Consider the following 20832-nt stretch of genomic DNA (forward strand, 5'->3'; position numbering starts at 1 on the left):
CCCGGCTCGCGATGCGTGACGACACATGATCGACCCTCTTGGGTGCCGGGATGGACGACACATACGCCGAAACCGAATTTCGGTAAAGTGGAATATTTTTAGCGAGGTGGATTGACAGCGGGCGACACAGGCTCGGTCGCGTAGCCCGGATGGAGCGCCAGCGTAATCCGGGACGGTGCGAGATGCCGGGCGGGCGGACCCGGATTGCGCTTCCGCCGTCGCTCTTCGAGCTATGGCGGACAAGTCGCTCCATCCGGGCTACGAGGGTACCGACGCATCAAAAAAGGGCGGCACAAAGTACCGCCCTTTTCGCGCAACCCAATCCGGGCCGCGTTGAAAACAGCCGCTCAGTAGCCCGGATCGTAATAGAACGGACTGCCGCCGCCGTAATAGCCTTGACCGCCATAATAGCCGGGACCGCCGTAGTAGGGACGCGAACCATAATAATAGCGGTTCTCGTAGTAGTCGCGGCGCCGCTGCTCGGCGATCACCCCGCCGATGATCCCCGCCGCGGCGCCCATGAAGGCGAGGCCTGCGGCGTTCGACCCGCCCCGATAATAGTGGCGCCGCCGGGCGCTGAAATCGGTGACGTCGGAGGAGCCCTGCCCTGCCGTGACGGGCTTTCCAGACACCGCCCCGGGGGACGCCGCAGCCGAGGGCGATGCGGAGGTTGCGACCAATGCCAGGCTTGCGAACGCGGCCAGCACCATGTTGCGGCCGGCTGCGGAAATCATGGGTCTCACAGTCATTTTGACCTTCCTATAATCTTACCGATGCTCTTGCCAAACGTAGGGATGTGCAAACCGGATTCAATGCGCAAACCGTTGAGATGGTTTCATGTTCGCGGCAATCTGCCACGCTTTGAACGATTGTAAACCGAACGACCAACTCACAGCTTGAACCATCGAACCTGAGCGGATAATGAACAGCCGCGCCGTTTTTCGGTCGCCGTAAGCGTTTCACGTGAACCAACGCATCAACCGACGCCGTCGGGATCGATGCCATTTGCAGGGTTCAACGTGATCGACGCGTCCTTTTCCAAGAGAAATCAGATGATTGTGGTTCGCAAACTGCCGGCGCGCTATGCGCCGATCGTGATGCCGTTCGTGCTGTCCATCCTCATGACGGCCGTGGTGTCGGTCATTTCGACGCTCCGGAGCTTAGGGGCGACACCGGCGTTCCTCGCGACCTGGCCGGGCGCCTGGGCGCTGTCCTGGCTGGTCGCCTTTCCGACGCTGCTGGTGGTGCTGCCGATGGTGCGGCGGATCGTGACGCTCCTCGTCGCAGCCCCGCCTCAACCAGGCCGATAGAAGGCGCCTACGACAGCGCCCCAAGTACGCCGCGCGTCGCCTTGTCGATCTCCTCGACATAGCGGCGGCGGGCGAAGTTTTCGGTGAGGAAGCCGACCACCTTGCGGCTGTCGGTGGAATCCACCACCGCCAGCATCTCGGCTTCGGCCTCGTCGAACACCGCCATCGCCGACTTCACGTTCATTTCCGGGATCAGCACGATGTCGATCAGGCGGGCGAGCTCGATCACCTGGATGTCGTCGGCGATGGTGTCGAGGTCGCTGGAGAACAGGTCCGGCAGCAGGACCAGGCCTACATATTCGTCGGAATTGTTGACGATGACGATACCGGGCCGCGATCCCAGCGCGAACTCGCGGCGGACCGCGGCGATCGTCGTGGTCGAGGGCACCTTGCCGACGTCGGAGCGCATCAACCGCTCGACGGTGAGATTGCGCAGCCAGCCGACGTCGTTGGCGCTGCGGATGGTCTCGCCGCGCAGATGCAGGCGCCAGGTCGAGAAGGAGTGGCCGAACATGAAGCGGACGCAGATCGAGGTGACGATGCAGCCGGCGAGCACCACCGCGGTGACGTCGACATTGCGGGTCATCTCGAGCACCAGGAACGACATGGTCAGGGGGCCGCCGACGATGGCGACACCGAGCGTCGCCATGCCCGTCAGCATCGCCACCAGCGGATCGATCGCGAAGTTCGGGCTGATCAAGAGCAGCACCGCGGCAAAGAACTTTCCGATCAGGCTGCCGACGAACAGCGAAGCGAAGAACAGACCGCCGCGGAAGCCGGAGGCGAGCGAGACCAGGCAGGCCGTCACCTTCAGGGCGATGATCAGCGCGATCAGGCCGATCGTCATGTCGTGAAAGAGATCGAGCACCATGGCGCCATGGCCGGCCGCCAGCACCTGCGGCGTCACGATGGCAAAGCCGCCGACGATGAGGCCGCCGATCACCGGCCGGAGCCAGATCGGCAGCCAGGCGAACAGGCGCTCGAACATCGGCGAGGAGCGCATCACGGCGATGCCGACGCCGCTGGTGATGAGCGCAAGTCCGATCAGGGCCAGATATTGCTCGACGCCGACGGCGCTGACCTTGGGTATCTCCAGCGAGTATGGCGCGCCGCCGAGCCATTGCGCGGTCAGCGCGCCGGCGAGCGAGGCTGCCAGGATCGGGGCGGCGCTGCCGACCGAATAGACGCCGACGATCAACTCACAGGCATAGAAGGCCCCGGTGATCGGCGCGCCGAACGCCGCCGCGATCGCAGCCGCCGCGCCGCAGCCGACCATCAGGCGAAGATCGTTGCGGCGCAGATTGAAGAACTTGCCGAACAGCGAGGCGATCCCCGAGCCGATCTGGGTATAGCCCGCCTCGAGGCCGACCGAGGCGCCGCAGCCGTTGGAGATCAGCGTCTGGCTCGACACGATGACGCTGTCCCGCATCGACAGATTGCCGCCGCGCAGCGCGTTCGCCTCGATCGGATCGACCGCATTCGAAATCTTCATCCGACGCCGCGACCACTCCATGATGCCAAGCGAAAGCCCACCCAGCGCCGGCGCGATCAGTGCCGCCCACGGGCTGACGCTCGCGTGGGCCGACAAGTGGACATCGACGGGAATTCCATAGATCACCACGTGCGCGATCTGCGCGATATGCGCCATCAGCGTCACCACCGCGCCGGCCAGCGTGCCGATCACCAGCGCCAGCGGGATCAGGTAGAACTCGTTGCTGCGCAAGAGGGCGCGCAGCCGAACCATGGTGCGGTTCGTCCCCTTGCGATCCACGAGATGCCTGATCCGCACGAACACCTTCTGCCTGCCCTACCCTTCCGACAGGCCGTAGCCGGCCATGCGCTGGCGGACCCGCTCGATCTCGGCGCTGGGAAGCAGCGGCGGCTGTCCGATCTGGAGGCAACCGTGATATTGCCGCGCCAGCGTTTCCACCTCGACGGCGAGCCACATCGCCTTGTCCAGCGTCTTGCCGATCGCGATCATGCCGTGATGGTCCAGCAGGCAGGCAAGCCGCCCCTCCAGCGCCCGCACCGCATGTTCGGACAGCTCCACGGTTCCGAACGTCGCATAGGGCGCGCAGCGGATGCTGTCGCCGCCGGCCGCCGCGATCATGTAGTGCACCGGCGGAATCTCCATGCCCATGATCGCCAGGATGGTGCAATAGGTCGGATGGGCGTGCACGACGGCGTTGACGTCCCCCCTCGACTTCAGGATGTCGCGATGAAAGCGCCATTCGCTCGACGGCTTCTGATCGGGCGCATGTGTGCCGTCCATGGCCATGAAGACGATCTGGTCCGGCGTCATGGCCTCATAGGGCACGCTGGTCGGCGTGACCAGGAGCCCGTCCACATGCCGGACAGAGATATTGCCCGAGGTGCCCTGGTTGATGCCGAGCGCGTTCATGCGCCGGCAGGCGTCGATGATGGCCTGTCTCTTGGCGGGCTCGTCCGCTGTCATCGACATCCCGATTTCCTGATCGATGGACTTGTTAGACCGGAAGTACGTCAAAGCAACATGGCAGTGCAAGCGAAAGCGGCCCGGATCCGGTGCCACCTTGTCGCCCCTCCCGCCAAACCACGATATGGACGGCAAAATCGACAAATTCACAGATTGTCGCAGCCCTATGACAGGCTCAAGCGGACGGCCGCAATCCCGTTGATCACGAACTGCACGGAATAGGCCGCGAGCAGCATGCCGAGGACGCGCGACAGCACCGCATTTCCGGTGCGTCCGAGGGTCGTCGCGATCAAATGTGCCGAGACGAAGCACAGCATGCAGAGCAGGCAGACCGAGAGGACGACCGCGATGATCACCGCGAGTCTCGCCCCATAGCCGGCATCGCCGGAAAGCAGCAGCGTGGTCGCAATCGCGCCGGGGCCGGCCATCATGGGGATGGCCAGGGGAAACACCGCGACATCGGAGGCGTGCTCGGACGTCGCCTTGTCGGCCTCGCGGGCCTCGCGATGCGGACGATCGCCGAAGATCATCTGGTAGGACACGCCGAACAGCAGCAACCCGCCGGCAATCTGGAAGGCGGGGATCCCGATCCCGAGCTGGCGCAGCAACCAGTTTCCGACCAGCGCGATCACCACCAGGATCGAGGCCGCGATCAGCGGCGCGCGCAGCGCGATGGTTCGTTTGACCTTGTCGGGCATGCCCCCCGTCGCGGCCAGGAAGGCCGGCGCAAGGCCAACCGGGTCGACCACCAGCAGCAGCGTCACGAAGGCGGACAGGGCGAAGTCGAGCATGTGTCGGTGGGATCCTTGGACGCTGGAACGATGGCTGCCGGGCTGACTTAGCCCAGCAAAGCCGCTTTGGAAATCACTGGAGGCGACAATGAGCGACAGTGGAATCGGAATGCTTCTCGGCCAGCTCTCGGCCAACCTGCTCTGGCTCTGGTTCATCGGAGCCTTCGTGCTCGGCGGGGTCCTCGTCTATGGCGTGATGAAGGCCGGCCACCTCAGGCGCAGCGAGCGGGCGCAGCTCGATCGCAATACCGAGGCACGGCAGCGCCAGGAAGATCCCTACAAGCGCCCGACCTGAACGGTTGCCGCGCGCGCCGGTTGCAGTTTGGAACTTTCGTTCTCCAACCGGCTTTGAACGCCTGAGGATTGGGGAAGGAGATGCCTTCCCGTGTCACCTCAAGAGGAGGACATATGGCTAAACGAGCGAAGAAACGCGCACCCAAGAAGACCGCCGCGCGCCGACCGCGTCAGGCGCCGAAAATGCTCAGCGACCTGTTTCTGGAGACGCTGAAGGACATCTATTTCGCCGAGAACAAGATCATCAAGACGCTGCCGAAGATGGCCAAGGCCGCGCAATCGAAGGATCTGGCGGCCGCTTTCAACAAGCACCTGCGTGAGACCCAGGCCCAGGTCAAGCGTCTGGACCAGATCTTCAAGATGCTGGGCAAGCCGGCACGCGGCAAGCCCTGCGAGGCCATCAACGGCATTACCGACGAGGGCGCCGAGATCATGAAGGAGTTCAAGGGCGCACCTGCACTCGATGCGGGGCTCCTCGCGGCCGCCCAGTCGGTCGAGCACTACGAGATCTCCCGCTATGGCACGTTGCGCACCTGGGCCGAGGAGCTCGGCATGCAGGACGCAGCAAGGCTGCTTCAGGCGACGCTGGAGGAAGAAGAGGCGACCGACCATACGCTGACCGAGCTGGCGACGTCCGTGATCAACCTCGAGGCGGAAGAAGATTACCGCGCCGCGGCCTGACCCGCGCCCCTGCCGATGACGGAACGCCGCGGCCAAAGCCGCGGCGTTTGCATTTTGGGCCAAAGCCGCGGCGTTTGCTTTTGCGATCGCACGACGGCGCATGGCACGTCAGCGCCACTGCACTGGATTTCCCGGGAACCAGCCCCATATGCAGGCTTTCCCACCCCTGAGCCCGCATCATGCAACCCAAAAATCCCCTCGACTGGATGCTGTCCGAAGCCCTGGACCAGCTGACGCGCGCCGACCGGCTGCGCCAGCAGTTCGGCCGCCAGGAAGCCTGCTGGGAGCCGCCGATCGACGTGCTCGAAACCGAGCATGAGCTGCTGATCCTGGTCGCGCTTCCCGGCGTCAATCCGGACAATGTCGAGACGGTGATTCATGACGGCGTGCTCGTCGTCTCCGGCCAGCGCACGCTTCCGCCGGAGCTTCGCAACGCCCGCATCCACCGGCTCGAGCTGCCGCAGGGGCGTTTTGAGCGCCGCATTGCATTGCCCCTCGGCCGCTACGCCATCAGCCGCTTCGTGATGGACGGCTGCGTCGCGCTACGCCTCGCCAAATCCTGAGGTCGATCATGGCCACCGAACAGATGAACAACGAACAGACCAATAACGACGTGAAGATCCCCGAAGACGCGCTGATCATCGTCGCCGTACGCGACATGGTGCTGTTTCCCGGCGCGATCGGGCCGATCGCGATCGCGCGACCGAAATCGATCGCGGCGGCGCAACAAGCGCTGCGCGAGCAGCGGCCTATCGGCATCGTCCTGCAGCGCAATCCCGAAGTCGACGATCCCACGCCGGACGACCTCTACCGGGTCGCGACCATCGCCAACATCGTGCGCTACATCACCGCGCCCGACGGCACCCATCACATCGTCTGCCAGGGCGTGCAGCGTGCGCGCATCCTCGACTTCCTGCCGGGGACACCGTTCCCGGCCGCGCGCATCCAGCAGATTCCGGAGCCGACCACGACTTCGCCGGAGATCGAGGCGCGTGCGCTGAACCTGCAGCGCCAGGCGATCGAGGCGATCGAGCTGCTGCCGCAGGCGCCGCCCGAGCTCGCCGCGATGTTCCAAGGCACCACCGCGCCCGGCGCGCTGGCGGATCTGGCGACCTCGTTCATGGACATCAAGCCCCAGGACAAGCAGGAGGTGCTGGAGACCATCGACCTCGCCTTGCGCGTCGAGAAGGTGTCCAAGCATCTGGCCGAGCGGCTGGAGGTGCTGCGCATCAGCAACGAAATCGGCCAGAAGACCCGCGCCAGCTTCGACGAGCGGCAGCGCGAGGCGATCCTGCGCGAGCAGATGGCGACCATCCAGCGCCAGCTCGGCGAAGGCGACGGCAAGGCGGCCGAGGTCGCCGAGCTGACGTCTGCCATCGCCAAGGCCAACATGCCGCCGGAGGCGGACGCGCACGCCAGGAAGGAGCTGCGCCGCTACGAGCGCATGCCGGAGGCCGCCGGCGAAGCCGGCATGGTCCGCACCTATCTCGACTGGCTGATCGAGCTGCCCTGGGCGCTGCCCGCGGAGAAGCCGATCGACATCAAGGAAGCGCGAGCCATCCTCGACGCTGATCACTTCGGCCTGGAGAAGATCAAAGGCCGGATCATCGAATATCTGGCGGTGCGCAAGCTGGCCCCGCAGGGCAAGGCGCCGATCCTGTGCTTCGTCGGTCCGCCCGGCGTCGGCAAGACCTCGCTCGGCCAGTCCATCGCGCGTGCGATGGATCGCCCCTTCGTGCGCGTCAGCCTAGGCGGCGTGCATGACGAGGCCGAGATCCGCGGTCACCGGCGCACCTATATCGGCGCGCTGCCCGGCAACATCATCCAGGGCATCAAGAAGGCTGGCAGCCGCAACTGCGTCATGATGCTGGACGAGATCGACAAGATGGGCCGAGGCGTGCAGGGCGATCCGTCAGCTGCCATGCTGGAGGTGCTCGACCCCGAGCAGAACGGGACGTTCCGGGACAATTACCTGGGCGTGCCCTTCGACCTGTCGCGCGTGGTGTTCATCGCGACCGCCAACATGCTGGACCAGATCCCGGGTCCGCTGCTGGATCGCATGGAGCTGATCAGCCTCGCCGGCTACACCGAAGAGGAGAAGCTGGAGATCGCGAAGCGCTATCTGGTGCGGCGTCAGCTCGAGGCCAACGGCTTGACCGCCGAGCAGGCCGAGATCGAGCCGGAGGCGCTGAAGCTGGTGGTCAAGGGCTACACCCGCGAGGCCGGCGTGCGTAACCTCGAGCGCGAGATCGGCAAGCTGTTCCGGCATGCCGCGGTGCAGGTCGCCGAGGGCACCGCCGTGAAGGTCGTGGTGGGAGCGAAGGACATCGCCACCGTGCTCGGCCAGCCGCGGTTCGAGGGCGAGATCGCGCAGCGCACCAGCATTCCGGGCGTGGCCACCGGCCTTGCCTGGACGCCTGTTGGCGGCGACATCCTGTTCATCGAGGCTTCGCGAGTGCCCGGCCGGGGCGGCATGATCCTGACCGGCCAGCTCGGTGAGGTCATGCGCGAGAGCGTGCAGGCTGCGCTGACGCTGGTGAAGAGCAAGGCCACGCAGCTCGGCATCGATCAGTCGGTGTTCGAGAAGAGCGACATCCACGTTCACGTTCCGGCGGGCGCAACCCCGAAGGACGGACCGAGCGCGGGCGTTGCGATGTTCACGGCGCTGACGTCCCTGCTCACCAACCGCACGGTGCGCAGCGACACCGCGATGACCGGCGAGATCTCGCTGCGCGGCCTGGTGCTGCCGGTCGGCGGCATCAAGGAGAAGGTGGTGGCGGCCGCGGCGGCGGGCCTGAAGCGGGTGATGCTGCCGGCGCGCAACAAGCGGGACTATGACGACATCCCGAAGAGCGCGCGGGACAACCTCGAATTCATCTGGCTGGAGCGCGTCGACGAAGCCATCGCCGCGGCGCTCGAGCCGGTCGAGGTCAAGGTCGAAGCGGCGGAGTGACTGCGATGAAGAAACTGCTGAAGAAAGCGAAGAGATCGCGGACGACACAGCGGCTGCGCCAGTTGCTCGATCGCGCGACCGGGTTCACGATGGACTGGCGGCGCCAGGACTGGGTTCAAAGCCGCAGCTTCAACCCATTCCGGTCCGGGTGAAGCGCCGCAAGGGTTGAGCCCTCCGTCTCAGGCCCTCGCGGCTGCCCCAATCAAAAGGCCCCCTCCGACCGAGGGGGCCTTTGCGTTGTTAGCCCACGGCGTCCTTGGCCGCCTTGACCGGGCGGGCGCGGACGATCTTGCGGGCCGGCTTGGCCTTGAACATCATCTCTTCACCCGTGAACGGGTTGGTGCCCTTGCGCGCCTTGGTCGCGGGCTTCTTGATGACCACGAACTTGGCGAAGCCCGGCACCAGGAACAGGCCGTTCTTCTTGAGCTCCTTGTGACCGACGTCGGTCAGCGTCTCCATGACGTTCTTGACGTCGCGCTTGGAAAGCTCGGTGGCGGTCGCAATCTTTTCGATCAACTGCGATTTGGACATTTGGGTTGGCATCGTGTCTCCTCTGATTCGTTGCCGGTTGCATATTAGACCAACCGGCGAAGGCCTATAGCCTTCTGCACAGTTTTGTCGCGGTTTTACGGGCTTTTTTGGCCCTCAGCGGCAAAAAACCCTGCTTTTTAGCTACTTCCGGAGCGGGAGAAGCCTCGGGCAGCGGATTTTACCTTGTTTCAAAGGCCCGCACGCAACCTTGCTAAAGCTGATTCGCCGCTTTCGACAAGCGACGAGGTGCCTCTTTGTGCGCGGAGAAGCGCGTTTCGCCCTAGAAAATAAGGCTAGATCGTCGCGTTGGGACGTCTCACCCGCTCCCTCACCCTATTCCCACAGGGGCGCGGCGAGCTTCGCTCGCGCTAGATGCGCTCGATGATGATGGCCGGCGCCATGCCGCCAGCGGCGCACATGGTGACGAGACCACGCTTGAGGTCGCGCCGTTCGAGCTCGTCGAGCACGGTGCCGATCAGGATCGAGCCGGTGGCACCGATGGGATGGCCGAGCGCGATCGAGCCGCCATTGACGTTGACCCTGGCGCGATCGAGCTTGAGGTCGCGGATATATTTTTCCGCCACCACTGCAAACGCCTCGTTGATCTCGAACAGGTCGATGTCGTCGACGGTCAGCCCCGCCTTCGCGAGCACCTTGCGCGTGGCCGGCACCGGCGCGTTCAGCATCAGGGTCGGCGAGTCCCCCATGTTCGCCATGGCGACGACACGGGCGCGGGCCTTAAGGCCATGCGCCCTGGCGTAGGCGGGCGAGGCCAAGAGGATCGCGGCGGCGCCGTCGACGACGCCGGACGAGTTGCCGGCGTGGTGCATGAAGTCGATCTCGAGATCAGGATATTTCTGCAGGATCAGGCCGCGATAGGTCGTGCCCTTGTCGTCGAGCGCATAGTCGGCGATCGCCGGGAAGGCCGGCTTCAAGCTGCCGAGGCCCTCCATCGTGGTCTGCGGCCGCGGATATTCCTCGTGGTCGAGCGCCAGACTGCCGTCTTCGCGATGGACGGGCACGAGGCTCTTGTCGAAGTGGCCGTTCGCCATGGCATACGCTGCGCGCTTCTGGCTCTCCAGCCCGAGCGCGTCGACATCCCTTCGCGTGATGCCTTCGAGCGTCGCGATCGCATCCGCGCAGACGCCCTGATGCGATTGCGGATGCCGCGCGCGCAAGCGCAGATTGCCGGAGTCCATCATCATCGGGCCGCCGCCGCGGCGTCCTTCCATCGACATCATCTCGCAGCCGCCGGCGATGACGAGGTCTTCCGCGCCCGCCATGATCGAGGATGCCGCCATGTTGACGCTGGTGATGCCGCTTCCACAGAACCGGTCGAGCGTCACGGCGCTGGCGCGCACGTCATAGCCGGCATCGAGCGCCGACATCCGCCCGAGATCGCCGCTTTGGGTCGCGACCTGCGCGCTGCAGCCCCAGACGATGTCGTCGACATCGGCGGTGTTGATGCCGGTCCGGTCTGCGAGCGCGCGCAGCACGGTGGCGCCGAGCTGCTGCGGATGAATTCCCGAAAGCGCGCCCTTGCCGGCCTTGCCGACGCCGCGCGGGGTCCGGCAGGCATCGATGATCAGCGCGTCAGCCATTGGCGTTGTCCTCTTGTTGTGGGTTGTTGCGGATGGTTCTGAATAAGGGGGAGAAGAGAGTCAATGCGCGGCGCCCACTTCACCTCTCCCCGCTTGCGGGGGAGAGGTCGGATTTTACGCGCAGCGGAAAATCCGGGTGAGGGGCAGGGACGGAGGCAGATGGACTCGCGGAGAGTTCCCCTCACCCCGAATTTGCTGTCGCAAATTCCAGCCTCTCCCCGCGCGCGGGGAGAGGCGAAGACATCACGCCCCCGCCGCGTTCTTCGCGATCACGTTGCGGTAGAAGCTGGCGCTGAGTTTCGGCGTGCGGACCTGGGTGTCGAAATTGACGTGGTACAGCCCGAAACGCTTGTTGAGGCCGTACACCCACTCGAAATTGTCCATCAGGCTCCAGAGGAAATAGCCGCGCACGGGCACGCCCTCGGCGGTGGCGCGCTGGAGCTGGGCGAGATAGTTGCGCAGATACATGATGCGGTCGGTGTCGTAGATCTTGCCGTCCGGCGTGACGACGTCGTCGCCGGAGGCGCCGTTCTCGCTGATGTAGATCGCATCCGTCTTCCAGATCTTTGCCGCCAGCTTCGGCACCCAATAGAGCGTCTCCGGTCCGACGCGCAGCCAGTCCGAGTTCATGTGCGGGAACGATTTCGGGATCGGCAGCGGCATGAAGCCCGCGCCCTGGTCGGAGGCCACCACATAGTTCTGCGGCGCGTAGATGTTGAGGCCGAGGAAATCGACCGGCGAGGAGATGATCTTCAGCTCCGCATCGGTGTATTTCGGCGCGTTGGGGCCGGCGAATTGCAGGAAGGCGTCGGTGTAGCGGCCCGTCATGATGACGTTGAGATAGCCGGCATTCATCTCGCGCAGCGCGATCTCCGCGGCACGGACGTTCTCCGGCGTGTCGATCGCGGGCGCGCAGGCATCGATGTTCTCGGCCGGCCCCACTCTGGTGCCGCGGCGGCCATGGGCGCGCACCGCCTGCACCGCGATCCCGTGCGCGAGCGCGCTGTTGTGCCTGATCTGGTTGACCTCGGCTTGCGGCAGCGTCACGCCCGGCGCGTCGATGCCGATGCCGTAACCGAAATAGACGAAGCGGCCGCTCTCGTTCAGCGTGAACACGTTCTTGACGCGGTCGGTCAGATGCTCGGCGACATAGGCGGCGTAGTCGCCGAAGATCTTGCAGGTTTCCGTCGAGCGCCAGCCGCCGAAGCGATCCTGCAGCGATTGCGGCAGGTCCCAATGATAGAGCGTCAGCCACGGCTCGATGCCGTTCTTCAGGAGCTCGTCAACGAGGCGATTGTAGAAGTCGAGCCCCTTCGGGTTGGGCTTGCCGTCGCCGTCCGGAAACAGCCGCGGCCAGGCCACCGAGAAGCGGTAGGCCTTGCAGCCGAGCGCCTTGATGAGCGCGATATCCTCCTTGTAGCGGTGATAGTGCTCATTGGCGCGGTCACCATTGGTGCCGTCCTCGATCTTGCCGGGGATGCGCACGAACTTGTCCCAGATCGAGGCCCCTCGCCCGTCCTCGTTGACCGCGCCCTCGACCTGATAGGACGAGGTCGCCGTGCCCCAGACGAAGCCCGCCGGGAAACCGCCGCCGCTGCGCGGCGGCGATGCCGGCCTGGCGTCGGCTGCCTCCAGAGGATTTGCTATTCCGGCCGCGGACAATCCCGCCAGCTTGGCAAACTGGCGACGCGAGACCTTGTCCGACATGGTAATGCTGCTCCAAGGGTGATGCTGATGCTGCGGCACAATGGCGCGTCGCAGGCGGTTTGAGAAGCCGTGGGGTCGGGATTTGCGGATGCAGAATTGTGGCACACCGACCCACGACAGAATTTACTTCAATTAACCTGCAAAACCCTCCGTTCTCCAGCAAGTTCTACGTCGCGCCATGTCGGTCAAGCGATGGAGACGGAAGATGAGCGAAGAGACAGACTTTGAGACGACCGGCATTGGACGCCGGGATGTTCTCCTTACGGCAGGGGCCATGCTGGCAGGAATGGCGGCAACCAACCCGGCGGCTGCAAATGCCCAAGGCGCTCCGCGCCCCGCTTCGGTTGCTCGCGATTCCGCGCCACTCGGCGCGCGGCTGCAAGGCGTTCAGCATTTCGGCGTGACCGTGCAAAACATGAATCGCGCCTTCGAGTTCTACACCGAAGTGCTCGGCGGCACCGAGATTTTCCGCGACGGAGATTTCCAGGGTGAACCGATCCACAACACGCTTTTGACCGATCAGGAAATCGAAGCGCGCGAACGCCATGTCAACCCGCGCACGATCGGGGTTCCCGATCTCAGGGGAGGCACACAACGCTTGGACGTACGCTTCGTCCAGTTCGACAACGTCGTGATCGAGCTTCTGCAGTATCGCGACGCTGGCCAGCCATCGGGCAGCGGCGACAGCTTCGCAGAAGCGCGCGACCACATGAGCCCGGCGTTTCCGCGCTCCATGCACATCTGCTTCTATGTGAGGGATGACGTCGACTTCAACAAGTTCATCCACGACCTGGAGGCAGAATCGGCGCGCCGCGGCATGACCCAGGTGCGGGCCAATCGTGTGATCACCGTGACATCAGAGCAGCAGCGCCGCGCCGCCCCGATGGAGGCGAACACCAATCGCATCACGCAGGGCCTCTCGGAAGGCTGGGAGCTGATTTATTGCAAGGGCCCAGAGGGAGAGCAGCTCGAGTTCGTCAAGGCTCTGGGTCCAGTGAAGAAGCGCTTCAGCGACGCGCTCGCCGCCCGCCAGCAGCGGGGCTAGAGCAATTATCGCAGAGAAGGACGATCTCCATGATGTCACGGAAACGAATGATCCTGGCCCTCGTCGCCACAGCTTCACTGGCCGGCGCAGCATCAGCCACCGCTCAGGAACGCGACGGCGTTCGCTATCGTACCATTCCCGATGGCGCCTATTCGGTCGTCGCCGAAGTCCGCGCCAAACCGGGCAAGGAACGCGCGCTTCGAGAGGCAACGCTGCCGCTTGTCGCGCTTGTCCGAAGCGATCCCAAGAACCTGGTCTACTTCTTCCAGGAGGACCGCGAGACACCAGGACGCTTCATCTTCTATGAGATCTTCGCAAGCCGCGACGACTTCGAGGCCCACAATGCCATGCCCTACGTCCAGCAGTGGTTCGGCCGGCTCCCCGAGCTCGCCGAGGGGGGCGTCGTGGTCAGGCGGCTGGAGATACTCGGCCACAACGGAGGTTGAAGTCGCGCCTCGCCGTCGCAGCGAGCCCGCGGCGAGCGCTTGAACCTGATTGCTGAATTTACCTTCAGGACAAGCGGGCAATCTGCCGCCGGGCGATCGACCCCGCTGTGGGCTCGTCAAGAATCTCGCGTGCCCGGTCAAGTCCGGGCACACACTCTCGATCGCCGAGACGCCCCAACAGCTCCTTGAGCACGGCGTGCGCGACTTCCGCCCGTCCGGCCATCAACTCCAGTTCGGCGAGACCGACACTGGCATCGCATTCATGGAAATAGATACCTTGAGCGCGCGTCAACTCGATCGCGCCCCTGAACAGGCTCCTTGCGGCGCTCAGATCGCCCGGCCGATTCCGCGCCATCAGGATCCTTGCGAGGACGGGGTGATGCCGTCCAATGAGTCGGCCGTCCCGATCACCGAGACATTGTGTCATTGCCTGCTTTGCCGCAGCCTCCGCCCCATCCAGATCGCCCAGCCTGCGTCGCGTATCCGCGAGCTCAATCCAAAGGGTCGGATGAAGCGTCCCTGTCTTCAGGATGAATCTGTCCTGCAGATTGTGAGTCAGGCTGCGTTCTGCCGCTTCCAGGTCACGGGCTTCCTCGCGGATCAGAAGAGCCTGAAAGACATCGACCAGAACGCGCCATGGACGATAGAGGCTGGACACAGCTTCGAGCTTCCGCAGATAGAGTCTGACACGTTCAAAATCGCCAGATGCAAGATGAGCCCAGATAGCTCCCTGCGCGAGCACGAAGTACAGGGTCGTCACGTGGCCCTGGCTTTCCGCTTGGCTGACGGTAGATGCCAGCAGAGACCGCGCCTGATCGGGATAACCTAAATAGAACTTCGTAAGCCCGAGCCCGACCTTGCAGGAGATGATCGAGTCGATGCCGCCGAAATAGAGCGAAACTCTCCGGGGAATCGCCGATCGGTCATTCAAGAACGCCTCGAATTTCTGGTGCGCCAGCGTCATATCGGAGGCCTCAAAGGCCTGGAAGGCGGACCAGCGCAGGAGAAGCCTCGACATCACGGCATCGTTCGATCTCCTGCATACCGCCGCGAACGCATCGATGTAGGGCGAGGCGGGACGCCTGGTCAGGAGCATGTTCTGGATGATGCCGTAGAGCGCCCGCATCTCCAGGAGATCGTCGCGCGCGATTTGTGCTGCGCGCCAGGCGTGCTCGTAGAGGCTCGCACCCTCAAGACCCGGTACATAGACCTGCGCCGCCGCGAGCGCGACCAGCACGCGAGATCTCACGGCGGGTCCGACATCGGGACTGCTGTCGGCAAAGCGCAACGCCAGCTCCAGATGAGGAACGCCTTGCGCGAGTGAGGTGAACTCGAGCCATAGACGTTCGGCTGCAAGAACCAGCGCGATTCCGAGGCCGGGCTTGACGGAAAACGCCCAATCGAGAGCGACGCGAACCTCGTCGATGTAACCACGCAGCTGTGCACTGTCCGCGACGGAATCGCAGGCATCCCAATCCCTCCGCTCCAGCATGTCGAGGAAATAGCGCGCATGGCGCTCGTGCACCCGTTCCCGATCGTCTGCCGCGTCCGATGCCCGAGTGGCGTAGGCCCGGGTGATCTCCAGCAAGCGATATTCCAGCGGCGCGGCCCGATGATCGAGGCTCAGAAACGACTTGCTCGCTAATGCGGCAACCGCTTCGCGGACACCTCCCATGTCCAGATCGTCATCGCCTGCAACCGCAATTGCAGCACCGAGGGTGAAAGGCCCGGCAAAAATGGAGAGGCGCCCGAGCACCACCCGCTCCCTTTTGGGAAGAAGATTGTAGCTCCAGTCGATCGTTGCGGCGAGCGAGCGATGACGCGGAATTGCGGTCCGACGATCCACCCAGAGCAGGGAGAATCGTTCGTCGAGCCCGCGACGAACCTCTTCGATGCCGAGGACGTCGACCATCGACGCCGCGAGTTCGATCGCCAGGGGCATCCCGTCGAGGCGCCGGCAAACATCCGCGATCGCGGCCGCGACGGTATCATCGATCGCGAAGTTCGGCGTTCTCCGGCAGACGGTTCGCGTGAACAATTCTGCCGATGAATAATCCTGAACGTTTCCGGCTGTCACCGGAACAGACGACGGCGGGGTTTCGAGCGGATCGAGACGCCAGACAAGTTCGCCTTCGATCCGCAGGGTTTCGCGGGTCGTCACCAGAATATGGACGTCGCGGGTGCCGCTGAGCACGCTTTCAACGAGGAGCGCGACGCTCTCGGAGACATGCTCGCAGGAATCCAGGACAAGCAACAGACGCCGGCCATGAAGGGCAAGCAGGACCTGATCGAGACTTGCAGCCATCTGAACCGGCAGATCAAGCGCGCCGGTGACGGCCGCATAGATCTGACTTCCGTCAGTGATACGGTCGAGCTCGACAAGGCAGACTCCGTCGCAATAGGATTTCTCAAGCTCGCTCGCCACGGCAAGCGCGACGGTCGTCTTGCCGATGCCGCCGGGCCCAAGGATGGTGACGAGCCGGTCGTTCTGCAGAAGCTCGCTGATGTCGCCGATCACCGCAGCGCGGCCGATCGGCGCATGCATCGCGCCGGGCGCGCGCGATCGGCGCTTCGATGGGTGATAGACGCCGACGTCTCCGACGAAGCGGTAGCCGAAGGACGCCTCTGCGCGGATCAGGTCTCCGTATTCAAGCAGAGCCTTTCTCAGGCCGGAGATCTGAACCTTCAGGTTGTCCTCGGTCACGGTTCGCCCGGGCCATGCGCGATCGTAGAGCACGGCCCTTGAAACGAGCTCACCCGGAGCTTCCAGCAAGGCGCCCAGAATCGCGGCCGCGCGCGAGCCGAGCCTGACGTGAGTCTCACCGTGCAACAGCAAGCGTCTGGCCAAGCTGAAACGAAACGGTCCAAACGTGATTTCCGGACCCGCCATCGCCTGCCCAGCCCTCAGCGCCCTGATGATCGATCGGTCGGCAGCTCAGCGAAGGCGCCGAGCGAGCGCTGACCTTCCGGCGGCAGCAACCCAACAACGTGTCGTGGGCGCAGAGAACGATTGATCCGACCCCTGGGAACCAGGATCGGAGGACATTCGGATCGAAGCAGGATCATCGGTTCTGGCCAGTGCTCAGCCGGTACGAATATACGGAGCTATCAATCACTGGAGCGTAATTCTTCTTTATTGGCACGAATTAGGTCGCGCGATTTGTCGCAGACGCGAGAGCTTGTCCGAGATAATTACTGCGGCCGCACAATGGCGGGTGGCGAGGCAGTTTGAGAAGCGAGGTTTCAGGGTAGCAGAATGCGGAATTGCGGTGTCAAACCGTCGACGGACACCAGAAATAGGGCTTCGAAGCCAAAAAGGGCGTGGCCACCTCTGTATCGATATGCCTGAAGAGGCACGGAAAGGGCCACCCCGATCCACGGGCCGGCGCGTTCCGCGTCATGCAGCGTCCAGCGCCTTTAACTCGTCAGCCGCAGCGATGATCGCACCCCGAATCTTGACGAAATATTCCGCATCGATCCGCGACGCGAGCCAATCCAGCTCGCCCGTATGGCCGTGCTCATTCACCTTGCGGATCACGCCTTCGCTGATCAGCACGTTGAGGCAGCGCCGGACGTTCGAGCGCGGGAGCCCGAGATATTTGGAAACGTCGGAGGCCGTACGCGGCGGAGCGCCGAGCTCGTCGCTCACGCGAATCATCATCGCGACCAGCAGTTCTTCAAACACCGCGCCGAGGTGCTTGCGAGGATAGCCGCTGCGCATCGCCACGAAGCACGTCACCAACAACCTGCCGACAATAGCCGATTGCTTCTCGCGCTTCGTCACTGCTGCATCTGAATTGTTTGGGATTTCTCCGGCCATTTTCGCCACCATTGTCTTCGCTCGCGATTGTGTTTAGCTGGCGCATGCTTCGGCCGCAAATGAAGCTGTGTTAAGCTGGAGCACATCGCTCATGCGTCGGCATCTCCGACAGACTTTCGCGAACGAGACGGTCTTTGCGATTATTGTGACCTGTTTCGGGCTTCTGCCGGTCGCCATATTGCTGGTTGCTCTCTTCGTTAGGTAAACCTCCAACCCTGCTCTTCGGTAAGGCGCGGATCGGCAGACGCAATAACGTCACTTTTCGGCGTCGAATGAAGACCTTTCAGCGCCAGAGGGGCGGCTTTAGGGCCGACCTGCCCCGATTGCGCCGACCACGACCTGCATGAGCCACGCGATGCCGGCGTCTCGCATCGCCGCTTTGGTTGCGATCGCGCGGATCGCATCCGGTTTACGCGCAAAAGGCAGCTCGACGAACACCAAGCCGAAACGGCCGGCGTGGTGCTCCACCAATCTTCGCGGCAATGCTGCGATCAGATCAGATCCTGAAAGCTGGACGAGCGCCATCATGAAATTCGGGACAGTCAAGGCGATGCGGCGCTCGAGGCCGCGTTTTGCCAACATCTGATCGACGAAACCGCGCGCTTCACCACTGAGAGACACCAGCAGATGCTGTGATTGCGAGAATGCAGCACGGGTTGGCGCTTTTGCGAGGGGATGCCCCTTGCGCATGGCCAGGACAAAATCCTCGTCGTAGAGCCTGCGCGCCTCGAATCGCGGCGATACCGTCGGGAGCGGCAGCATTGCGACATCGAGCTCGCGTCTTTCGAGCATATCGAGGCTTTGGTGCCAGGGCTCCCCGATCGCGCCGCCGCGTGGCGCAGGCATCAGGTGGATCAGGGCGAGGTCGATATGGGGGGCCGCAGTCGCGATCGATCGCAGGAGCTGCACGGATGTCGAGACCAGTACGGCATCGGGGGCGCCAATCGTGAACCGGCGGCGGCTCTTCGCGGGGTCGAACGGTGCAGCCGAGCCGATCAGCTGTTCGATCCGCGCGATGATCTCGGTCACGGGCTCCTCGAGCTCCAAGGCCCGCGCCGTTGGAACGACGCCCTTTGGTGTCCGCAGAAACAGCGGGTCGTTCAGCAGGAGACGGAGCCGGCCAAGCGCATGGCTGACAGCCGACGGCGTCAGGTTCAGCCGGCCTGCAGCACGCGCGACATGACGTTCTTCCAGAACAACGCGGAAGAGCACGAGGAGATTCAGATCGATTCTGGATAGATCAATTTGGTTCAGCATGATGCTGAAATCATATCGCTGGATTCATCAAGTTCAAAGTCTCATGGATGGGTCGTTCGTCGTTCGACCAGGAGACGTGAAATGACCCAGAGACCGCCCGGCGTGAACAATTGGCCGGACCGGCAGGAGAAGATGTCGCGGCGCTCGATGATGGCCGCCACGGCTGCAATTCCGCTGTCCGTTCAGCTTTCAGCAGATGAGGCCGTCGCAAACGACGCGATAGCCGGCCTCGTCGAACGTGCCCGCGCGAAAAATGCCGCCTTCATGCGTGGCGACATGGATCGCTGGCTCCAGCTCGTCCGCATCGCGCCGGATTTCACGTTGATGCAGCCCTTCGGCGGGCCTGCCAGTCGCGGATTCGACGCAAGCCCCAGACGCCTGGCCGACCTGTCGCGATACTTCAGGGAAGGCGAAACCGAGCTTGATGTCTTGCAAACCTATGCATCGGACGCGCTCGTCGTTCTCGTCATGATCGAACACCAGCGGGCCGAAGTGGGCGGATTGCCGGCTCAAGACTGGTCGCTGCGCGTGACCGAGGTCTACCGCAAGGATGGCACGGATTGGCAACTCGTGCACCGTCATGCCGATCCGCTGGTCCGAAGCATCACCTTGCAACAAGCCGCGATACTCGCCCGGGGCTGGCCGGAGGAAAAATGATATCCCTCACCTCGCTGGAGCGGCCTGCCAGCTGGCTCGTGACGTCACGCGTCGCGATAGAGAATTTTCAGCGCGAGCGCTTCGGCAGCTTTGGCAGCTTGTCGGGATTGAATGCCGGGAACTGCTCGGTTCGTTCATCTGCCGGCGGCTGCTGTTCGGTCAGAATGAGCGTGCCCTGGAGGATCATTCCGGGCACCTGTTGGGCCGTCGCGGTGTAAGTCGCGATCTTGCCGGGGCAGTTTCCCTCGATGTCCAGGGTGAGCTCGTCTTCCACGCCGAAGACCGTCGCACGCCCGTCGGTATGACGCTTCGTTGATACGGTGGCGGTGAAGCGATCTCCGTCGACCCGGCACGAGCCGTGATAAGTCATCAGGCTGTCACGGCCCCAGATCTGCCCGTCTGCGACATGGACGATCCCGGTGCCCTGGTCGATCGGCGTCTTGTACCACGCCGCATATGTGCCGTCCTTCAGCATGGGAGCAGTCTCCCTTGGCCATTCCCGCACGATAATCCGCATGATTAGCGCTAAGGAACCGTTAATCACGCGGCCCGTGCCAATCCGGCCTTTCCTTGCGCAGCTCGGCTTCAAGCTCCTCGACGATGCCGTGAAGCAAGCACGCGGCAAGCGGATCCGTCACCTCCCGCTCCAAGCGCCGATAACGTGCGATCCGGCACTCCTGCTCCATCAATTGGTGCTCTGTCATCACATGGGCCCTCCGACGAACTGACGCGGAGACAGCCAGGCAGTTGCATTAAAATTTTCAGATCATTTGACATGGTTTCCGGTTGGTAAAGACGACGCAGCCGCCGGGCCCAACCGTCCAAGGGCGGCCTCTCTAGGAGACCAGACGAAGCCAGATGTCTCTGCTTGCCAGCGTGCCATTCGGCGTGGCGATCTCCATGTCCACGACGTGTAGAGAGCCGGGCTCGTCTCCATAGATGTACCTGAGGTGCCACATGGGACCCAGGTCCGGTGAAATGACAAAATCGTCCAATCCGTCGGTGATGTCTCGAACGGCCTCGCGATGCGTCAAAGGCGCAGAAAACATCGCATCGATCAGGTCGGCGAGGCTCATGCCCTCGACGAGCATAAGTCGCGCGACCTCGTCACCGTAGACGTGCCGAAGTGCTGAAACGATAGCAGCGACGGCATCCGGATTCTTCAACGCCACAGCAAAGCGAGCCTCCGAGCCCATCATGCCGGAGGCGGGATATTCTGCAAGCTCAGCGAGCGGAACAAGAGGCGCTGGCTCCGGCCGCGGCACTCGGAGCCGATGCTTCGCC

At 63.6% G+C, this 20832-nt stretch carries 22 protein-coding genes; 9 read left to right on the forward strand and 13 right to left on the reverse strand.

Annotated features, from left to right (window positions below; translation table 11 throughout):
• Positions 1 to 347 precede the first annotated feature (347 nt).
• Positions 348 to 749: a hypothetical protein gene (locus A3AS_RS0127140; protein ID WP_026202399.1), complete on the reverse strand. Its 402-nt coding sequence runs from the start codon at positions 747 to 749 to the stop codon at positions 348 to 350.
• Positions 750 to 1052: 303 nt separating this feature from the next.
• On the opposite strand from A3AS_RS0127140, the gene A3AS_RS0127145 reads away from it, so the two are divergent.
• On the forward strand, positions 1053 to 1310 hold the full coding sequence (locus A3AS_RS0127145; protein ID WP_026202400.1) for a DUF2798 domain-containing protein: 258 nt from the start codon (positions 1053 to 1055) through the stop codon (positions 1308 to 1310).
• Positions 1311 to 1317: 7 nt separating this feature from the next.
• Here the strand turns inward: A3AS_RS0127145 and A3AS_RS0127150 are convergent, their stop codons facing one another.
• The 3 genes from A3AS_RS0127150 to A3AS_RS0127160 form a co-directional block, all read right to left on the reverse strand.
• Positions 1318 to 3105 (reverse strand): chloride channel protein, encoded by a 1788-nt coding sequence (locus A3AS_RS0127150; RefSeq protein WP_018320683.1) that lies wholly within the window; start codon positions 3103 to 3105, stop codon positions 1318 to 1320.
• 12 nt (positions 3106 to 3117) lie between these two features.
• On the reverse strand, positions 3118 to 3771 hold the full coding sequence (locus A3AS_RS0127155) for a class II aldolase/adducin family protein (RefSeq protein ID WP_018320684.1): 654 nt from the start codon (positions 3769 to 3771) through the stop codon (positions 3118 to 3120).
• A 158-nt stretch (positions 3772 to 3929) separates the two neighbouring features.
• On the reverse strand, positions 3930 to 4556 hold the full coding sequence (locus A3AS_RS0127160; RefSeq protein ID WP_018320685.1) for a MarC family protein: 627 nt from the start codon (positions 4554 to 4556) through the stop codon (positions 3930 to 3932).
• Positions 4557 to 4644: 88 nt separating this feature from the next.
• Here A3AS_RS0127160 and A3AS_RS0127165 point away from each other — a divergent pair, with 88 nt between their 5' ends.
• The 5 genes from A3AS_RS0127165 (at position 4645) to A3AS_RS48525 (ending at position 8636) form a co-directional block, all read left to right on the forward strand.
• Positions 4645 to 4851 carry a hypothetical protein gene (locus A3AS_RS0127165; RefSeq protein WP_018320686.1) on the forward strand — a complete coding sequence of 69 codons (207 nt, stop codon included), beginning with the start codon at positions 4645 to 4647 and terminating at the stop codon, positions 4849 to 4851.
• Positions 4852 to 4964: 113 nt separating this feature from the next.
• Positions 4965 to 5531, forward strand: coding sequence for a ferritin-like domain-containing protein (locus tag A3AS_RS0127170; RefSeq protein WP_018320687.1), 567 nt, complete (start codon positions 4965 to 4967; stop codon positions 5529 to 5531).
• A 179-nt stretch (positions 5532 to 5710) separates the two neighbouring features.
• Positions 5711 to 6094, forward strand: coding sequence for an Hsp20/alpha crystallin family protein (locus A3AS_RS0127175; RefSeq protein WP_018320688.1), 384 nt, complete (start codon positions 5711 to 5713; stop codon positions 6092 to 6094).
• A gap of 8 nt (positions 6095 to 6102) precedes the next feature.
• Positions 6103 to 8484: an endopeptidase La gene (gene lon / locus A3AS_RS0127180; protein ID WP_018320689.1), complete on the forward strand. Its 2382-nt coding sequence runs from the start codon at positions 6103 to 6105 to the stop codon at positions 8482 to 8484.
• A gap of 5 nt (positions 8485 to 8489) precedes the next feature.
• Positions 8490 to 8636 (forward strand): hypothetical protein, encoded by a 147-nt coding sequence (locus A3AS_RS48525; RefSeq protein ID WP_198293730.1) that lies wholly within the window; start codon positions 8490 to 8492, stop codon positions 8634 to 8636.
• Between the two features lie 88 nt (positions 8637 to 8724).
• On the opposite strand, the gene A3AS_RS0127185 is transcribed toward A3AS_RS48525, so the two are convergent.
• The 3 genes from A3AS_RS0127185 to A3AS_RS0127195 form a co-directional block, all read right to left on the reverse strand.
• Positions 8725 to 9027, reverse strand: coding sequence for an HU family DNA-binding protein (locus tag A3AS_RS0127185; RefSeq protein ID WP_018320691.1), 303 nt, complete (start codon positions 9025 to 9027; stop codon positions 8725 to 8727).
• Between the two features lie 356 nt (positions 9028 to 9383).
• Positions 9384 to 10616, reverse strand: a complete 1233-nt coding sequence (locus A3AS_RS0127190) for an acetyl-CoA C-acetyltransferase (RefSeq protein ID WP_018320692.1) — start codon at positions 10614 to 10616, stop codon at positions 9384 to 9386.
• A gap of 243 nt (positions 10617 to 10859) precedes the next feature.
• Positions 10860 to 12323, reverse strand: a complete 1464-nt coding sequence (locus A3AS_RS0127195) for a GH1 family beta-glucosidase (RefSeq protein ID WP_018320693.1) — start codon at positions 12321 to 12323, stop codon at positions 10860 to 10862.
• A 205-nt stretch (positions 12324 to 12528) separates the two neighbouring features.
• Between A3AS_RS0127195 and A3AS_RS0127200 the strand changes: the two genes are divergently transcribed.
• Together A3AS_RS0127200 and A3AS_RS0127205 are read left to right on the forward strand one after the other, a co-directional pair.
• Positions 12529 to 13368, forward strand: a complete 840-nt coding sequence (locus A3AS_RS0127200) for a VOC family protein (protein ID WP_026202401.1) — start codon at positions 12529 to 12531, stop codon at positions 13366 to 13368.
• A 29-nt stretch (positions 13369 to 13397) separates the two neighbouring features.
• The gene (locus tag A3AS_RS0127205; RefSeq protein WP_245283294.1) at positions 13398 to 13814 is read left to right on the forward strand and encodes a putative quinol monooxygenase; all 417 of its coding nucleotides are present in this window, start codon (positions 13398 to 13400) and stop codon (positions 13812 to 13814) included.
• A 64-nt stretch (positions 13815 to 13878) separates the two neighbouring features.
• Here A3AS_RS0127205 and A3AS_RS0127210 read toward each other — a convergent pair whose 3' ends face one another.
• The 3 genes from A3AS_RS0127210 to A3AS_RS0127225 all read right to left on the reverse strand — a co-directional run bounded on the left by A3AS_RS0127210 (position 13879) and on the right by A3AS_RS0127225 (position 18891).
• Complete coding sequence (locus A3AS_RS0127210; protein ID WP_018320696.1) at positions 13879 to 16704, reverse strand: winged helix-turn-helix domain-containing protein; 2826 nt, start codon at positions 16702 to 16704, stop codon at positions 13879 to 13881.
• A gap of 507 nt (positions 16705 to 17211) precedes the next feature.
• Positions 17212 to 17646 (reverse strand): helix-turn-helix domain-containing protein, encoded by a 435-nt coding sequence (locus A3AS_RS0127215; RefSeq protein ID WP_018320697.1) that lies wholly within the window; start codon positions 17644 to 17646, stop codon positions 17212 to 17214.
• Between the two features lie 291 nt (positions 17647 to 17937).
• Positions 17938 to 18891: a LysR family transcriptional regulator gene (locus A3AS_RS0127225; protein ID WP_018320699.1), complete on the reverse strand. Its 954-nt coding sequence runs from the start codon at positions 18889 to 18891 to the stop codon at positions 17938 to 17940.
• 81 nt (positions 18892 to 18972) lie between these two features.
• Here A3AS_RS0127225 and A3AS_RS0127230 point away from each other — a divergent pair, with 81 nt between their 5' ends.
• Positions 18973 to 19548, forward strand: coding sequence for a nuclear transport factor 2 family protein (locus tag A3AS_RS0127230; protein ID WP_018320700.1), 576 nt, complete (start codon positions 18973 to 18975; stop codon positions 19546 to 19548).
• A gap of 67 nt (positions 19549 to 19615) precedes the next feature.
• Here the strand turns inward: A3AS_RS0127230 and A3AS_RS0127235 are convergent, their stop codons facing one another.
• The 3 genes from A3AS_RS0127235 to A3AS_RS0127245 all read right to left on the reverse strand — a co-directional run bounded on the left by A3AS_RS0127235 (position 19616) and on the right by A3AS_RS0127245 (position 20747).
• The gene (locus tag A3AS_RS0127235; protein ID WP_018320701.1) at positions 19616 to 20023 is read right to left on the reverse strand and encodes a hypothetical protein; all 408 of its coding nucleotides are present in this window, start codon (positions 20021 to 20023) and stop codon (positions 19616 to 19618) included.
• A 61-nt stretch (positions 20024 to 20084) separates the two neighbouring features.
• The gene (locus A3AS_RS48530) at positions 20085 to 20252 is read right to left on the reverse strand and encodes a hypothetical protein (protein WP_018320702.1); all 168 of its coding nucleotides are present in this window, start codon (positions 20250 to 20252) and stop codon (positions 20085 to 20087) included.
• A gap of 132 nt (positions 20253 to 20384) precedes the next feature.
• Positions 20385 to 20747, reverse strand: coding sequence for a hypothetical protein (locus tag A3AS_RS0127245; RefSeq protein ID WP_018320703.1), 363 nt, complete (start codon positions 20745 to 20747; stop codon positions 20385 to 20387).
• Between the last annotated feature and the right edge of the window lie 85 nt (positions 20748 to 20832).

The organism is Bradyrhizobium sp. WSM2793, from assembly GCF_000379585.1.
Taxonomy (GTDB): domain Bacteria; phylum Pseudomonadota; class Alphaproteobacteria; order Rhizobiales; family Xanthobacteraceae; genus Bradyrhizobium.

Coding starts and splice junctions, on each gene's coding strand:
- A3AS_RS0127155 (WP_018320684.1), bottom strand. CDS start 3,771: ATGTCGATGACAGCGGACGAGCCCGCCAAGAGACAGGCCATCATCGAC.
- A3AS_RS0127205 (WP_245283294.1), top strand. CDS start 13,398: ATGATGTCACGGAAACGAATGATCCTGGCCCTCGTCGCCACAGCTTCA.
- A3AS_RS0127215 (WP_018320697.1), bottom strand. CDS start 17,646: ATGGTGGCGAAAATGGCCGGAGAAATCCCAAACAATTCAGATGCAGCA.
- A3AS_RS0127230 (WP_018320700.1), top strand. CDS start 18,973: ATGACCCAGAGACCGCCCGGCGTGAACAATTGGCCGGACCGGCAGGAG.
- lon (WP_018320689.1), top strand. CDS start 6,103: ATGGCCACCGAACAGATGAACAACGAACAGACCAATAACGACGTGAAG.
- A3AS_RS0127195 (WP_018320693.1), bottom strand. CDS start 12,323: ATGTCGGACAAGGTCTCGCGTCGCCAGTTTGCCAAGCTGGCGGGATTG.
- A3AS_RS0127190 (WP_018320692.1), bottom strand. CDS start 10,616: ATGGCTGACGCGCTGATCATCGATGCCTGCCGGACCCCGCGCGGCGTC.
- A3AS_RS0127175 (WP_018320688.1), top strand. CDS start 5,711: ATGCAACCCAAAAATCCCCTCGACTGGATGCTGTCCGAAGCCCTGGAC.
- A3AS_RS0127210 (WP_018320696.1), bottom strand. CDS start 16,704: ATGGCGGGTCCGGAAATCACGTTTGGACCGTTTCGTTTCAGCTTGGCC.
- A3AS_RS48525 (WP_198293730.1), top strand. CDS start 8,490: ATGAAGAAACTGCTGAAGAAAGCGAAGAGATCGCGGACGACACAGCGG.
- A3AS_RS0127140 (WP_026202399.1), bottom strand. CDS start 749: ATGACTGTGAGACCCATGATTTCCGCAGCCGGCCGCAACATGGTGCTG.
- A3AS_RS0127200 (WP_026202401.1), top strand. CDS start 12,529: ATGAGCGAAGAGACAGACTTTGAGACGACCGGCATTGGACGCCGGGAT.
- A3AS_RS0127165 (WP_018320686.1), top strand. CDS start 4,645: ATGAGCGACAGTGGAATCGGAATGCTTCTCGGCCAGCTCTCGGCCAAC.
- A3AS_RS0127170 (WP_018320687.1), top strand. CDS start 4,965: ATGGCTAAACGAGCGAAGAAACGCGCACCCAAGAAGACCGCCGCGCGC.
- A3AS_RS0127145 (WP_026202400.1), top strand. CDS start 1,053: ATGATTGTGGTTCGCAAACTGCCGGCGCGCTATGCGCCGATCGTGATG.
- A3AS_RS0127160 (WP_018320685.1), bottom strand. CDS start 4,556: ATGCTCGACTTCGCCCTGTCCGCCTTCGTGACGCTGCTGCTGGTGGTC.
- A3AS_RS0127245 (WP_018320703.1), bottom strand. CDS start 20,747: ATGATGGGCTCGGAGGCTCGCTTTGCTGTGGCGTTGAAGAATCCGGAT.
- A3AS_RS0127235 (WP_018320701.1), bottom strand. CDS start 20,023: ATGCTGAAGGACGGCACATATGCGGCGTGGTACAAGACGCCGATCGAC.
- A3AS_RS0127185 (WP_018320691.1), bottom strand. CDS start 9,027: ATGCCAACCCAAATGTCCAAATCGCAGTTGATCGAAAAGATTGCGACC.
- A3AS_RS48530 (WP_018320702.1), bottom strand. CDS start 20,252: ATGACAGAGCACCAATTGATGGAGCAGGAGTGCCGGATCGCACGTTAT.
- A3AS_RS0127225 (WP_018320699.1), bottom strand. CDS start 18,891: ATGCTGAACCAAATTGATCTATCCAGAATCGATCTGAATCTCCTCGTG.